The 14,154-nt window shown below is 61.1% G+C and carries 14 protein-coding genes; all 14 read left to right on the forward strand.

Annotation, left to right across the window (positions count from 1 at the left end):
- The first annotated feature begins 87 nt into the window (after positions 1-87).
- Positions 88-1,644, forward strand: coding sequence for a glutamine-hydrolyzing GMP synthase (gene guaA, locus FHS89_RS09100; RefSeq protein ID WP_184010856.1), 1,557 nt, complete (start codon positions 88-90; stop codon positions 1,642-1,644).
- A gap of 191 nt (positions 1,645-1,835) precedes the next feature.
- Entirely contained in the window at positions 1,836-3,455 is a 1,620-nt protein-coding gene (locus FHS89_RS09105; protein WP_184010858.1) for a peptidoglycan-binding domain-containing protein, read from the forward strand.
- A gap of 37 nt (positions 3,456-3,492) precedes the next feature.
- On the forward strand, positions 3,493-4,374 hold the full coding sequence (locus FHS89_RS09110; RefSeq protein WP_184010860.1) for a DMT family transporter: 882 nt from the start codon (positions 3,493-3,495) through the stop codon (positions 4,372-4,374).
- A 63-nt stretch (positions 4,375-4,437) separates the two neighbouring features.
- Entirely contained in the window at positions 4,438-4,974 is a 537-nt protein-coding gene (gene ppa, locus FHS89_RS09115) for an inorganic diphosphatase (protein ID WP_184010862.1), read from the forward strand.
- A 270-nt stretch (positions 4,975-5,244) separates the two neighbouring features.
- Complete coding sequence (locus tag FHS89_RS09120) at positions 5,245-6,399, forward strand: OmpP1/FadL family transporter (RefSeq protein ID WP_184010864.1); 1,155 nt, start codon at positions 5,245-5,247, stop codon at positions 6,397-6,399.
- Between the two features lie 109 nt (positions 6,400-6,508).
- Positions 6,509-7,426, forward strand: a complete 918-nt coding sequence (locus FHS89_RS09125; RefSeq protein WP_184010866.1) for a DMT family transporter — start codon at positions 6,509-6,511, stop codon at positions 7,424-7,426.
- Positions 7,427-7,459: 33 nt separating this feature from the next.
- Entirely contained in the window at positions 7,460-8,317 is an 858-nt protein-coding gene (locus FHS89_RS09130; RefSeq protein ID WP_184010868.1) for an ATPase, read from the forward strand.
- 58 nt (positions 8,318-8,375) lie between these two features.
- A complete protein-coding gene (gene metA, locus FHS89_RS09135; protein WP_184010870.1) occupies positions 8,376-9,284 on the forward strand; it encodes a homoserine O-acetyltransferase MetA in 909 nt (302 codons plus the stop codon).
- Positions 9,281-10,138 (forward strand): alpha/beta fold hydrolase, encoded by an 858-nt coding sequence (locus tag FHS89_RS09140; RefSeq protein WP_184010872.1) that lies wholly within the window; start codon positions 9,281-9,283, stop codon positions 10,136-10,138. Before metA ends, FHS89_RS09140 begins: the two co-directional genes overlap by 4 nt.
- Before the next feature lie 57 nt (positions 10,139-10,195).
- Positions 10,196-11,071: a polyphosphate kinase 2 gene (gene ppk2 / locus FHS89_RS09145; protein ID WP_184010874.1), complete on the forward strand. Its 876-nt coding sequence runs from the start codon at positions 10,196-10,198 to the stop codon at positions 11,069-11,071.
- Positions 11,072-11,089: 18 nt separating this feature from the next.
- Positions 11,090-11,722: a TetR/AcrR family transcriptional regulator gene (locus FHS89_RS09150; protein WP_184010876.1), complete on the forward strand. Its 633-nt coding sequence runs from the start codon at positions 11,090-11,092 to the stop codon at positions 11,720-11,722.
- Positions 11,723-11,847: 125 nt separating this feature from the next.
- Complete coding sequence (locus FHS89_RS09155) at positions 11,848-13,050, forward strand: multidrug effflux MFS transporter (RefSeq protein WP_221229355.1); 1,203 nt, start codon at positions 11,848-11,850, stop codon at positions 13,048-13,050.
- Between the two features lie 97 nt (positions 13,051-13,147).
- Positions 13,148-13,540, forward strand: coding sequence for a DUF2852 domain-containing protein (locus tag FHS89_RS09160; RefSeq protein WP_184010880.1), 393 nt, complete (start codon positions 13,148-13,150; stop codon positions 13,538-13,540).
- 90 nt (positions 13,541-13,630) lie between these two features.
- Positions 13,631-14,086 (forward strand): RDD family protein, encoded by a 456-nt coding sequence (locus tag FHS89_RS09165; protein WP_184010882.1) that lies wholly within the window; start codon positions 13,631-13,633, stop codon positions 14,084-14,086.
- Positions 14,087-14,154 lie beyond the last annotated feature (68 nt).

Consider the following 14,154-nt stretch of genomic DNA (forward strand, 5'->3'; position numbering starts at 1 on the left):
GCGACTATTGCCAGCGAAATACGACATGCGGGGGACAACGCTGCCTCGGCCATTGCACGAATCCACCAGTGGGGGTAAAGCCCGGCCATGCAGATACATGACCATGACCGCCTCCTCATCGTTGATTTCGGCTCCCAGGTGACGCAGTTGATCGCGCGCCGTTTGCGGGAGGCCAATATCTACTGCGAAATCCACCCGTTTCAGAACGTCACCGCGGCTTTCCTGACCGAATTCGGCCCCAAGGCCGTGATCCTGTCGGGCGGCCCTGCCAGCGTGACCGACCCGGACAGCCCGCGCGCCCCGCAAGAGGTGTTTACGCTCGGCGTGCCGGTGCTTGGCATCTGCTATGGCCAGCAGGTGATGATGGAGCAGTTGGGCGGTAAGGTTGAGGCAGGCCACCACGCCGAATTTGGCCGCGCCTTTGTCACCCAGTCAAATGATCTCGACCTTCTGGATGGCTGGTTTGCCACCGGGCCGGAGCAGGTCTGGATGTCCCACGGCGACCGCGTGACAGCCCTTGCCCCCGGTTTTGAGGTCTATGGCACCTCGCCCAACGCGCCCTTTGCCATTGTGGCGGATCCGTCGCGGCATTTTTATGCGGTGCAGTTCCACCCTGAAGTGCATCACACCCCAAACGGCGCGGGCCTGTTCCGCAAATTCACCCAGCTTGCCGGGTTCACTGGCGACTGGACCATGGCCGCCTATAAGGAAGAGGCGATCCGCCTGATCCGCGAACAGGTTGGCGATGAGCAGGTGATCTGTGGCTTGTCGGGCGGCGTGGACAGTTCTGTTGCTGCCGTTCTGATTCATGAGGCCATTGGCGATCAGCTTACTTGCGTGTTTGTGGACCACGGCCTGATGCGCGCGAATGAGGCGGATGAGGTCGTGACGCTGTTCCGCGATCACTACAACATCCCGCTCATTCACGCGGATGAGGCCGATCTGTTCATAGACGCGCTTGAGGGGCAGGACGATCCAGAGAAAAAGCGCAAAATTATTGGGCGTCTTTTTATCGAAGTGTTTGAGAAACATGCCAAATCCATCGGCGGGGCCAAGTTCCTCGCACAAGGCACCCTCTATCCTGATGTGATCGAAAGCGTCAGCTTTTCCGGCGGGCCATCCGTCACGATCAAGAGCCACCATAATGTCGGCGGCCTGCCCGAGCGGATGGACATGAAACTCGTGGAGCCGCTGCGCGAATTGTTCAAGGATGAGGTCCGCGCGCTTGGCCGCGAATTGGGCCTGCCTGAGGCGTTTGTCGGGCGGCACCCCTTCCCCGGACCGGGCCTTGCCATCCGTTGCCCCGGTGGGATCACCCGTGAAAAGCTCGATATCCTGCGCAAGGCGGATGCGGTCTACCTCGATCAGATCCGCAAGCATGGGCTTTATGACGAGATTTGGCAGGCCTTTGCCGTTCTGTTGCCGGTGCGCACCGTGGGTGTAATGGGCGATGGGCGGACCTATGATTTCGTCTGTGCGCTGCGGGCCGTAACGTCCGTGGATGGGATGACAGCGGATTACTATCCGTTCTCCCATGAATTCCTTGGCGAAACGGCGAGCCGGATCATCAATGAGGTGCGCGGGATCAATCGCGTGACCTATGACATCACGTCCAAACCGCCCGGCACCATCGAGTGGGAGTAACCCATCCCGAATACACGTCATGCGGGAACGTTGCGCCAAATCCAGCATAACGACACGAAACCCATTGGATTCGGGACGCATTTTGTTGATACGCGCCCCGCGTTGACGTATAGACGTGAAAAAGCCTTATCAGGGCTTGGGCAGGTATGCGCATGTCAGTCGACGGGCGGCGCGGGTAACGGGCAGAACTGATGCAGATAAAAACGATTCTGATGGCGAGTGTTTGTGCCGGTGTCCTTGTGGGATGCGGTGACTATGTGTTGCCGGAGCGGGACAACCTCAACCAATCGGAATTGGTGCGCGCCCAGCCGCACCCGGATGCGTCCCGCCCCATCGACGATCTCAATGCCCTGATCGAGCAGCAGAATGCCGCGCGTCAGGAACGCGGGCTTGATCCGCTGACGACCGATCAGGCGGTCTCCGTGATTGTGAGCGCCCAGCGCACCTCCAGCCGTGCGGCGGAGCGGCCCGGCTTCTTCTCTACGCTTTTGGCGAATGTGCAGGCGGATCAGACCGTCGGTGCCGTTAACCAGCAGGATATCGCGGCAGCGGCCGCAGCACTTGCAGCAGCGCAGGGCACGCTGAACGCGGATGGCACGATCACCCGTCCCACGGCCGCTGTGGCAACCGGCCCGAATGCGGCGCTTGCTGCCGTAACCGGCACGCCCCAGAATGAAGCGGCGACCGCAGCGGCAGCGGCAGCAGCCGCGTCCACCCCCGCCAGTGCTCCGGCGGCACCGATCAATGTTGGCGGTGGGGATGCGTCCATCGCGGCAGCAGCAGCAGCGGCCGCCAGCGCCCTCGCCAATACGCGCGCGGCAGCAGCAGCCCCGACTGGCACCGGCTTTGCCGTTGGCGTGACGCCACAAACACCAGAATTGGATGTGCGGGTGGCCGTGACCGATGACACGATCGGCCCGCCCGATCCGGTGCCCGGCCAATGCTATGCGCAAGTCACCGAACCACCGCAATTCGAGACCGTGCAGGAGCGCGTCGTGGACGTGCCGCCCACCCAGACCTTTGAGGTGATCCCGGCCACCACCCGGACCGAGGAAATCCCGGTCGTCGTCGAAGAAGCCTATACCGAATTCCGCGTCATCCCGCCGGTCTATGAAACCATCATGGAAACGGTGATTGTGGAGCCCGCGCGCGAGCGGACCGTGACCGTCCCGGCGGAGTTCCGCACAGTGGTTGAGCGCCGCCCTGTCCGCCCTGCGTTCCGCAGTTGGCGCGATTGTAACCGGGTGTTCCCGGTCGGGTCAGAGGCACTTGGCGGGACATTCCTTGGCAATCGGGTGACGGCGGATGGCGGGCTTCAATGCTTGATCGAATTCCCAGCGGAATTCGAAACGATCACCCGCGAGGAGCTGGTCGCGCCAGAAACCACCCGTGTTGAGACCATTCCCGCCGTGACCAAGCAGGTGCCGCGCCGCGTGGTCGTACAGCCCGCCCGGACCGAAGAAGTCGTCGTGCCCGCACGGATCGAAACCGTGGAGCGCGAGGTGATCGACACGCCCGAGCGGATCGAGGCCACCACCCTGCCCGCCCGCTTCCGCACGGTTGAGCGGCGCGTCGAAGTGCGGCCCGAGCGTGTGGTCTGGAGCAATGTCGTCTGCGACACCGACCAAACCGGCACGCTCATCGCGAATGTGCAGCGGTCGCTGCGGGAGCGTGGGCTCTATACGGGCGAAATCGACGGGATCAACGGCCCCGGCACCCGTGCCGCGATCCGGGCGTATCAGCTTGAAAATGGTCTGGATTCGAGCATCCTGACGATCGAGACGGCGCGCATCCTCGGCGCGCGCAGCTAAGTCGTGATCCGGGCACAGCCCGAAAGGGAAGTGCCCGATGCCCAAAACCGCCCCCTTGCGTGCTGCCCTGTGGATGATCGGGGCCACGCTGTCTTTCAGTTCCATGGCGTTGGCCGGGCGGGCGATTGCCGTCGAGCTTGATACGTTTGAATTGATGCTGTTCCGTTCCCTTATCGGGGTGGTCATCATCACGACGATTGCGGTCGCTATGAAACGCACGGCGGAGATTGAACGCCGGGACATGCCGCTGCATCTGTTCCGCAATATCGGGCATTTTACCGGACAGAACCTATGGTTTTTCGCCGTCGCCGTGATCCCCTTGGCGCAATTGTTTGCGCTTGAGTTCACGACGCCGCTCTGGATCGCCCTGCTGGCCCCGATCTTTCTGGGCGAAAAGTATACTCGCGCGCGACTCCTCGCCGTGGCCATTGGTTTTCTGGGCATCCTTTTGGTGGCGCAACCCGGCCAGATCGAGATCAGTGGCGGCGTGATCGCAGCGGCAGGTTCCGCGATTGGGTTCGCGGTCAGCCTGATGGTGACCAAGCGGCTGACACAGCGCGGCCATTCTGTGCTCAATATCCTGTTTTGGCTGACGGTCACGCAGTCCATCTTTGCGTTGGTCTGCGCGGGCTATGATGGGGATATCGCGCTGCCCTCGCTCAATGGATTGCCCTTTGTCGTTATCGTGTCGGTTGCGGGGCTTTCGGCGCATTTCTGTATCACGACCGCGCTGTCGCTGGCCCCCGCGACGTTCGTGGCCCCGCTTGATTTTATCCGCCTGCCGCTGATCGGGTTGGTTGGCTATCTCTTTTACAATGAGACGATCAATCTGGTGATGGTGATTGGTGCTGTTCTGATCCTGAGCGCCAATCTGGTGAACCTGCGCGCCGAGCAACGGCGACAGAATGTCCGCGCGTAATACCTTCCCCCGCTGAAACCTGCATGCTATTGCCCCTCCAACGCTCAATGATTGGAGAGACCCATGAATATCGACGCAATCCCGGCTGGCAAAAATCCGCCCCATGACATTAATGTGGTGATCGAAATCACCGGCGGTGCCTCTGGCGGCGCGCCGGTGAAATACGAGATCGACAAGGACAGCGGCGCGGTTTTCGTGGACCGGGTGGTCAACACGCCCATGTTCTATCCCTGCAACTACGGCTTTGTGCCGAACACGCTGCACGCGGATGGCGATCCGACCGATGTGCTGGTGATCGTCGATTTCCCGCTTCAGCCCGGTGTCGTGATCCGCTGCCGCCCCGTTGGTGTGCTCAAGATGGAAGATGACGGCGGCATGGATGACAAGCTCATCGCCGTGCCGGTGGTGAAGGTTGATCCGTTCCAGGCCCATATCCAGGATCTGACGGACATCCCGCAGAAAACCCGTGACCGGATCAAGCATTTCTTCGAGCACTACAAGGATCTGGAAGACGGCAAATGGGTCAAGGTCATCGGATGGGGTGATAAGGCCGAAGCGGAAAGCATTCTGCAAACCTCCATCGACGCTGTCGCGAAATAAAATTAGCGATCTGATCCGACTGATTTTCGCGCGCCCCGCCCATATCGGCGGGGCGCGCTTTTTTCTACCTGAAGTTGTTCAAAGACATTGATTAGCAAGTGCAAATCGCATTTTCGCGGTTGCACGCAACGTAACGGCGCAGTTCAAGTGCCAATAACGCTACGTCAATCGTTGACCGGTGACCCTCCCCCGAAATAGCGTGAGAAACGGAAACAGGCGCAATAATAATGCGCGCATCTTACATAGGGGGAGGTCATGGGACCCAACTTGATGAAGCGGACAACCGCAATGGTTGCGGCCCTTGCGGTCACGACAACAGCAGCAATCGCAGGCGGGCAGGATCGCTCCGGGCAGCCGATCAGCATCATCTTTGAAGAAGGTCGGTATCTGCAGTTCAGCGGCAGCTTTACCAACCCGGATGTGACGGGGATCGACCCGACCAATCAGGCAACCGGAAGTGCGGCTGACAGCTATATCGCAATCGGCGCGGGCTATAAGGCAGATTTCAACGAGAACCTGTCCTATGCCGTGATCCTTGACGAGCCTTATGGCGCGAACCCGCTTTATGGTCCGTCCGGCTCCATCTATTCCGGCACGCAGGCCAATATCGACAGCTTCGCCCTGACCGGCCTTCTGCGCTATAAGATGGACGGCGGCTTCTCCGTTCATGGCGGCGTTTCGCTTCAGCAAATCAGTGCGGATGCCACGATCTCCCGCAACGCGCTGAACGCGGCGGCTGTTGGTGCGGGTGTGGCGACACGCTATGCGAGCAACTACACGATTGACACGGATACCAGCCAAGGCGCCGGCTATGTTCTGGGTGCGGCGTTCGAGAAGCCGGAAATCGCCCTGCGCGTGTCTCTTACCTATCACAGCTCCGTTGACCACGAGGTCGACGCAACCGAAGCCGTGACTGTCCTGCCCGCCGGTGCTGGTGGTGCGGTCGTCAACCTTGCCGGGACCAACAAAGCCAAGGCCAAATATCCCGAGGCCGTGAACCTTGAGTTCCAGACCGGGATCATGGCTGACACGCTCCTGTTCGGTTCCGTTCGCTGGGCCAACTGGTCGGAATACGAACTGCGCCCGACGATCTATAACCAAGCGACCCGCAACCCGATCGTCAGCTATGCCAATGACGGTCTGGATTATGCAATCGGCGTTGGCCGCCGGTTCAATGATAACTGGGCAGGCTCTTTCCGCGTGAGTTGGCAGCCGGAAGAAAACGGGGCAACCGGCGGCAGCGTCTTTGCACCGGCGAACGGGCGGACCGGGTATGCAATCGGTGTGGAATACTCCAAGGACAACCTCGAGATCGGCACTGGCATTCAATACACCGATCTGGGCGACGCGAACCGTGCGGGCCTCGGGAACTTCAGCGGCAACAGCGCGCTGTCCGTGGGCGTCCGGGTTGGGATCAAACTCTGATCCGCGTCTCATTTGAACTGGAGAAAGCCCGCCCATCCCGGCGGGCTTTTTTCATTGCGGCGCAGGATTCGGGTGGTGAGCGGACAGCAATCGCCGCTAGGGTCCGCCAATGAACGCTTCATCCCGCATCCCCACCATCGCATGGCTTGAACTCAGCCTTCTGGCGCTGATCTGGGGGGCAGTGTTTCTGGCCGTCCGGGTCGCGCTCGACGAGGTGCCATTCGTCACCTCGGTGGCGCACCGGGTCGGCTGGGCGACCCTTGCTTTGTGGATCATCGTCCTCATTCGGGGCGAGGCCGTGCCGCGCGGCTGGCGTATCTGGGCTGCGTTGCTGGTCATGGGTTTATTGAACAATGTGATTCCCTTCTCCCTCATGGCCTGGGGTCAGCTTCATATCGAAAGCGGCCTGACCTCGATCCTGAATGCGACCACCGCCCTGTTCGGCGTGACCGTGGCTGCGATGCTGTTGCCCGACGAGCGCCTGACCCTGCGCCGAGGTGCGGGCGTCGTGATCGGTTTTGGCGGGGTTGTCATCGTGATCGGGCCGGAAGCCCTGTCTGGCTTCGATCTTACGTCGCTGGGGCAGATTGCCGTGCTGCTTGGGACATTGTCCTATGCTTTTGCCGGGGTTTGGGCGCGCAAACGGCTGGGCGGCCTGCCCCCCATCGTGGCGGCCGCTGGGATGCTGACCGGCTCAAGCCTGATTGCCCTGCCTGCGGCCTTCATCCTCGACGGGACGCCCTCCTTTGATCTGATGCCGCAGACATGGGGCGCGATCCTCTATTATGCGCTTGCGGCCACGGCGGGGGCGTATCTGCTCTATTACCGGATCATCGCGCGGGTCGGATCGGGCAATCTGATGCTTGTCACGCTGATAATGCCGCCGATTGCGATCACCCTTGGGGCGCTGGTGCTGGGTGAGGCGCTGACAGCCAACGCGTTTCTCGGCTTTGGCGTGATCGCGCTGGGGCTTTTGGTGTTGAACGGGCGCGTGCTGTCCCTTTTCAAACGCGGCCACGCGCGCTAACCCTTGGGGCGCTGATCTGGTCCGAGGTGACACATGCTCTATCCAACCGCAGACGCGTGGCACGCCGCGCCCCACCGGCGCGTGGCGCTGTTTGGCATGTCCGGCTTGGGCAAGACGTTCCTGTCGCAGATGCTGCGCGACACGGGCGGCTGGTTCCATTACTCCGTCGATTACCGCATCGGCACCCGTTATATGGGCGAACATATCGTCGATAATTTCAAGCGGGAGGCGATGAAAAGCCCGTTCCTGCGGGAACTTCTGATGACGGACTCGATCTATATCGCGTCCAACATCACGTTCGACAATCTTGCACCGCTGTCGACCTATCTGGGCAAGCCCGGTGATCCGGCGCGAGGCGGCATTCCGTTTGAAGAATATTGCCACCGTCAGGATCAGCACCGCGAGGCTGAGATCGCGGCCCTTCTCGATACCGTCAGATTCATCGACAAGGCGCAAACGATCTATGGCTATCAGCATTTCGTCTGTGACACGGGCGGCTCGATCTGTGAGGTGGTGGACCCGGACAATCCTGATGATCCGGTGCTCAGCGCGCTGTCCACACACCTTTTGCCAGTGTGGATCAAGGGAAGCGCGGCGCATGCCGACGAACTTGCCCGCCGTTTCGATCGCGCGCCCAAGCCGATGTATTACCAACCGCAAGAGTTGCTGGCCAATTGGCAGGCCTATCAGGATGAGACAGGCGCGACCGAGCTTGAGGTGGACCCGGATGAGTTCATCCGCTGGTCGTACAGGCGGCTGTTGACCTCCCGTCAGGCGCGCTATGCCGCCATGGCCCGCCATGGCATCACGCTTGAGGCCGATGAAGTGCGCAGCGTGCGCACCGAGCAGGATTTCGTCGCCCTGATCGGGGAGGCCATCGCGCGCGCGTGACTTGCACGCTTGCCCCGTTCGCCCTATTTCTTGCGTCCCGCAAATAAGGATCAGACGTATGCCCATCACCATCCCCGAACAGCTTCCCGCTTATTCCGTTTTGCAAACGGAAGGCGTGATGGTGATGGGGCAGAGCCGTGCTCAGGTGCAGGATATCCGGCCCTTGCGCATCGGGCTTTTGAACCTGATGCCGATGAAGATCCAGACGGAGACACAGTTTGCCCGCCTGATCGGGGCAACGCCCTTGCAGATCGAATTCCAACTGATCCGCATGAGCGAACATGAAAGCCGCCACACCCCCCCCGAGCATATGGAGGCGTTCTATAAGCCGTGGCGCGACGTGCGGGAGCAGAAATTTGACGGGCTGATCATCACCGGTGCACCCATCGAATTGCTGCCCTTCACCGAGGTCAGCTATTGGGACGAGTTGCGCCAGATCTTTGACTGGACCCAGACCCATGTGCATTCGACATTCGCGGTATGTTGGGGCGCGCAGGCGATGCTGCATCACTTCCACGGTGTTCCGAAACACGAATTGCCGGAAAAGAAATTCGGTTGCTTCCGCCATGAGGTGAACGTCCCCGCAAGCCCCTATCTGCGCGGCTTTTCGGACAATTTCGTGGTGCCCGTCAGCCGCTGGACGGAAACCCGTGCCGAAGACCTCGCCACACGACCCCTCGACATTCTGGTCTCGAGTGAGGACGCAGGCCCCTGCCTTGTCGAGGATCAGGCGCACCGGGCGCTCTATATGTTCAACCATCTGGAATATGACAGCGACACCCTGAAGGGCGAATATGACCGTGACGTGCGCGATGGCACTGCCATCGCCCTGCCGCGCAATTACTACCCCGGCGACGATCCAGCACAGACGCCGGAAAACCGCTGGCGGAGCCATGCGCATCTTCTTTATGGCAACTGGATCAACCAGATTTACCAGACCACAGATTTCCATTGGCTCGACACATGACACGAGCGGAGGCCATCTGGCCGCCGCAAGGGCAATTTGTGACCATTGGCGGGCGGCGTGTGCATTACTGGCGGCAAGGGGCCGGGCAACCCGTGGTGTTGATCCACGGGGCGAATGGGAACCTGCGGGACTGGACCTTTCACCTTGCCGGCGCTTTGGCGCAGCATCATGACGTCATCGCCTTTGACCGCCCCTCCCATGGCTATACCGATGGCATCGCGAAGCGGGGCGATCCCCATGGGCAGGCTGCGCTGCTGCGGGCGGCACTGGCGGCACTCGGTGTGTCGCGCCCCCTGATCGCGGGGCACAGCTATGGCGGCGCGGTTGCGCTGGCATGGGCGGTCGATGCGCCCAAGGATGTGGCGGGGCTTTGCCTGATCGCGGCCCCCAGCCACGAATGGGAGGGATCGGCGGGCCGCCTTTACGAAATCCTCGACACACCGATCATCGGCGCCGCGCTGGCCGCGACCCTGCCGCCGCTGATCGGCCCGCGCATCGTGCGCACGCGCCTGCCTTGCATCTTCACCCCGCAAGCGATGCCCGACGGATACCCAGCCCACCTTGGCGCACCGCTGGCCCTGCGTCGGGAGACCGTGCGCGCGACCGCCGCCGATATCTCCCGCCTGAAAGACGTGATCCGCCGCATGATCCCGCGCTATGCCGAGCTGCCGATGCCGATCGAGATGATCCATGGCACCGCGGACACCATCGTGCCCTGTGACATCCACGCCGACCATCTGATCCGCGCGGTGCCACACGGCACTCTCACGCGGCTGGACGGGGTGGGACACATGCCGCATCACACCCATCCTGAAACCGTGCTCGACGCTTTTGCCCGATTGCGCGCCGCTTGAACGCTTGCGCCTGTCCGGCTGCCGCGCCACTCTATGACAAAAGCTTGGGAGGAACCCGTGACCAAACCGCTTGACGGGGCCATCAGCGCCTATTTCACCAATGACGCCCCCAAGGATATCCGCGACCAGATCGACGAGGGCGGCAAGAAAGACGTGCTCGACCCCGGCTATCCCTATGACAAGCGGATGGATGGGGATGATTACGACGCGGCCTATGACGCGCTGCAACGTGAGTTGGTCAAGATGCAGGCTTGGGTGCGCGACAGCGGATCGCGCGTTGTCGTGGTGTTTGAGGGCCGGGACGCGGCGGGTAAGGGCGGCACCATCAAACGCTTCCGCGAAAACCTGAACCCGCGTGTTGTCAAAACCGTGGCGCTTGCCAAACCGACCGAGACCGAGCAGGGCCAATGGTATTTCCAGCGCTATATCGAGCATCTGCCGACCGCCGGTCAGATCACGCTTTTTGACCGCTCGTGGTATAATCGCGGCGTGGTGGAGGATGTGTTCGGCTTTTGCACCCCCACACAGCGCGCGCATTTCTTTCGCCAAGTGCCGGAATTTGAGGACATGATCGCGGATGAAGGCATCCATTTCTTCAAGATTTGGCTCAATGTCGGGCGGGCGGAGCAATTGCGCCGGTTCCTCGCGCGGGAGGCCGATCCGCTCAAACAGTGGAAACTGAGTTGGATTGACGCGAAGGGCCTTGGCAAATGGGACGACTACACCCGCGCGATCAGCGAAACCTTCGCCGCGTCGCATCGTGACACGGCCCCATGGACCGTGATCCGCTCTGACGACAAACGCCGTGCGCGGCTCGATGCGATCCGCACGATCCTATTGGGGCTGCCCTATGACGGGAAAGACGAAAAAGCGCTTGGCCAGATTGACCCCAAGATCACCGGCGGGCCGGAGATCATGGGCATTTCGCTCTAGACCGCTTATATCACCCCTATGGGACAGGACACCAAGAAACCTCGCAAGGGGTATCATCACGGAAATCTTCGACAGGCGCTGGTGGATGCAACCCTCAGCCTGATCGAGGAGAAGGGTCCGCAGGGTTTCACCCTTGCGGAAGCCGCCCGGATTGCCGGTGTCAGCCCCGCCGCACCCTATCGCCATTTCAAAGGCCGCGAGGACTTGATCGAGGAGGTTGCCCGGCAGGGCTTTGACATGTTCGCGGACGTGATGGAGGCCGCGCATGACGCGGGCAACCCCTCCCCCCTGTCGGCATTCGAGGCGGTGGGCCGCGCCTATCTCGCCTTTGCCCGTCAGCATCCAGGACATTACATCGCCATGTTTGAGAGTGGCGTCGCGATCTCCCGCAATGCGGACCTGTCAATGGCGGCAGATCGCGCAATGAGCGTTCTGACCGGCGCGGCAGAGGCTCTGAGCGCGCATCTGCCCCTCGACCGCCGCCCGCCAAGCTCGATGATTTCCCATCATATCTGGGCGCTGTCTCACGGGATTGTGGAGCTGTTCGCGCGTGGGGAGCCGGGCCAGCGCGCGCCCTTCTCCCCCGAGGAATTGCTGGAGACGGGAACGTTGGTCTATCTGCGCGGGCTTGGCCTGATCTCGCCGGATTAACAGCGCCCCGGGTCGCGACAGCGCATTATTCACGCTCCTCTCACAGCAAGATTATGGTCGGCGTCGTTTTTGCCTGATACCGCTAGGGCATGGCCGAACACACGACTTCACCGAAACACGCTCCGTTGAGCTTTACTGCCTTTGTTGCCGTTATTGCGTCTCTCATGGGGCTGAATGCGCTGGCGATTGACATCATGCTGCCGGGGCTGCCGCAACTTGGCGCGTGGTTCATGCTTGATGATCCAAACCGGGCACAGGTGGTGATCACGGCCTATCTGATCGGCTTTGGAGTGGGTCAGTTTTTCATGGGGTTGTTGGCGGACCGGTTCGGGCGGCGCCCGGTGCTGCTGTCTGGTGTGGCGGTCTATATGATCTGCACCGTGATCTGCATCGTCGCGCCGAGCTTCGAGTTGTTGCTGGCCGCGCGTCTGGCGCAAGGATTGGCGTCTGCCGCACCTCGCGTGGTCGCGACCGCCACGGTCAGAGACTGCTATGACGGGCGGCAGATGGCGCGGGTCATGTCCCTGACGCTTATGGTGTTCATGGCCGTGCCAGTGGTGGCCCCGCTCTTGGGTCAGGTGATCCTGTTTGTGGCCCCATGGCAGGCGGTTTTTGCGTTCCTCACGATCTATAGCGGCACGGTGCTGGTGATCTGTGCCCGCCGGATGCCCGAAACCCTTGATCCAGCGATGCGCCGCCCGATTGAGCGGACCGTGATCCTGTCTGCCTTGCGTTCGATCCTGCGGTCGCGGCAGACGGTGGGCTATACGCTCGCGGCTGGTGTGTTTTTCGGGGCGCTTTTTGGCTTTATCAATTCCGCGCAACAGGTGTTGGGGGATGTGTTTGGGCTTGGCACATTCTTTCCGGTGGTATTCGCGGCTGTGGCCCTTGCGATTGCCGCGTCCTCTTACGCCAATTCGCGACTGGTGGAGCGGCTGGGGATGCGGCTGTTGAGCCACGGGGCGGTGATCCTGTTCCTCATACTGTCCACACTCATGCTGCTGCTGGAATGGCATCAGGCATTGTCGCTGATGATCTTTCTGCCGCTCTTTGTGGTGATGATGCTGCTTGTCGGTATGGTGTTCTCGAATTTCAATGCCATGGCGATGGAGCCGCAGGGGCATGTCGCGGGGCTGGCCTCCTCTTTCGTGGGGGCGATGGGGGTGCTGATCGGTGCGGGGATCGGTTTTGTCATCGGGCAAGCCTTTGACGGATCGGTCATGCCGCTTGCCATTGGCTATGTCGGATCGGGGTTAGGAACGCTCATCCTGATCCTGCTGACCGAGCGTGGGCGGCTGTTTCACACCCCTGCCGCCGACCCAATGTAAATAGGCTTAACTTTTTTGATCACGCCCTCTTGATCTGCGCGGACCTGTCCCCCATCTTTGTAAATGTGATTAACATTAACATTGAAAGGACCCCTCGATGCAAAGCCCCGCGCATTACCTGAAATCCGCCGAAAGCTGGCTCGACAGCAAGGGGAAAGGCGCGTGGATCGCGACCATGATCCTTGCATTCATCTTCATCTGGCCGATTGGCCTTGCCATTCTTTTCTACATGATCTGGAGCAACCGCATGTCCTGCAACAAATCCCGTTCCCATCGCGGCTGGGGCCGTGATCGTTTCGCACCCACCGGCAATCACGCGTTCGACGCCTATCGCGAAGAGACGCTGAAGCGGCTGGAAGAAGAGCAGGAAGCGTTCCAAGGCTTTCTTGACCGTCTGCGTCAGGCCAAGGACAAGACCGAGTTTGACCAGTTCATGGATCAGCGCCGGTCCCGCCCTGCCGATAACGGGCCGGAGCCGCAGGCTGGCTAACCCCTACTCCCTGCCCCTCCGCCATCCGAATGGCGGGCGGGCATCCTCCCCCACCCTGTCGTTTCTTATAGTTTGATGGACCTGTCGCCGATGTATTCCGACCCTTCCGCCCCGTTTGACGCCCTGCCCGACCCGGATCAGCATCCGTGGTTTTATGCCGGTGTCCCGTTCAAGCGCCTGATCGCCTGGCTGATTGATGGCGTGTTTATCGGTGTCCTTACCTTCCTTGCCGGTATTCTGACGCTCACGCTGGCATGGTGGCTCTGGCCGCTCGCCTTCGCCGTGATCGGTTTTGTCTACCGGGTGCTGACCCTGTCCGGCCAGTCGGCCACATGGGGGATGCGGGTGATGGGCATCGAATTGCGCACCGCCCATGGGGATCGGTTCAACGGGTCGGACGCAGTCATGCACACGCTGGCCTATACGCTGAGCCTTTTGTTCATGATCGTACAGGCGATATCCATCGTGCTGATGCTGGCCACGCCGCGCGGTCAGGGCCTGCATGACCTTCTGCTCGGGACGGTCGCGATCAACCGAACAGCCTGACCCAACTCTCCCCCTGACTTGACGAGCCCGCACCCCGGTGCGGGCTCTTTTTTTGCTATTTCGCGTCC

This window comes from Rubricella aquisinus, assembly GCF_014199445.1.
In the GTDB taxonomy this organism is placed as follows: Bacteria; Pseudomonadota; Alphaproteobacteria; order Rhodobacterales; family Rhodobacteraceae; genus Rubricella; species Rubricella aquisinus.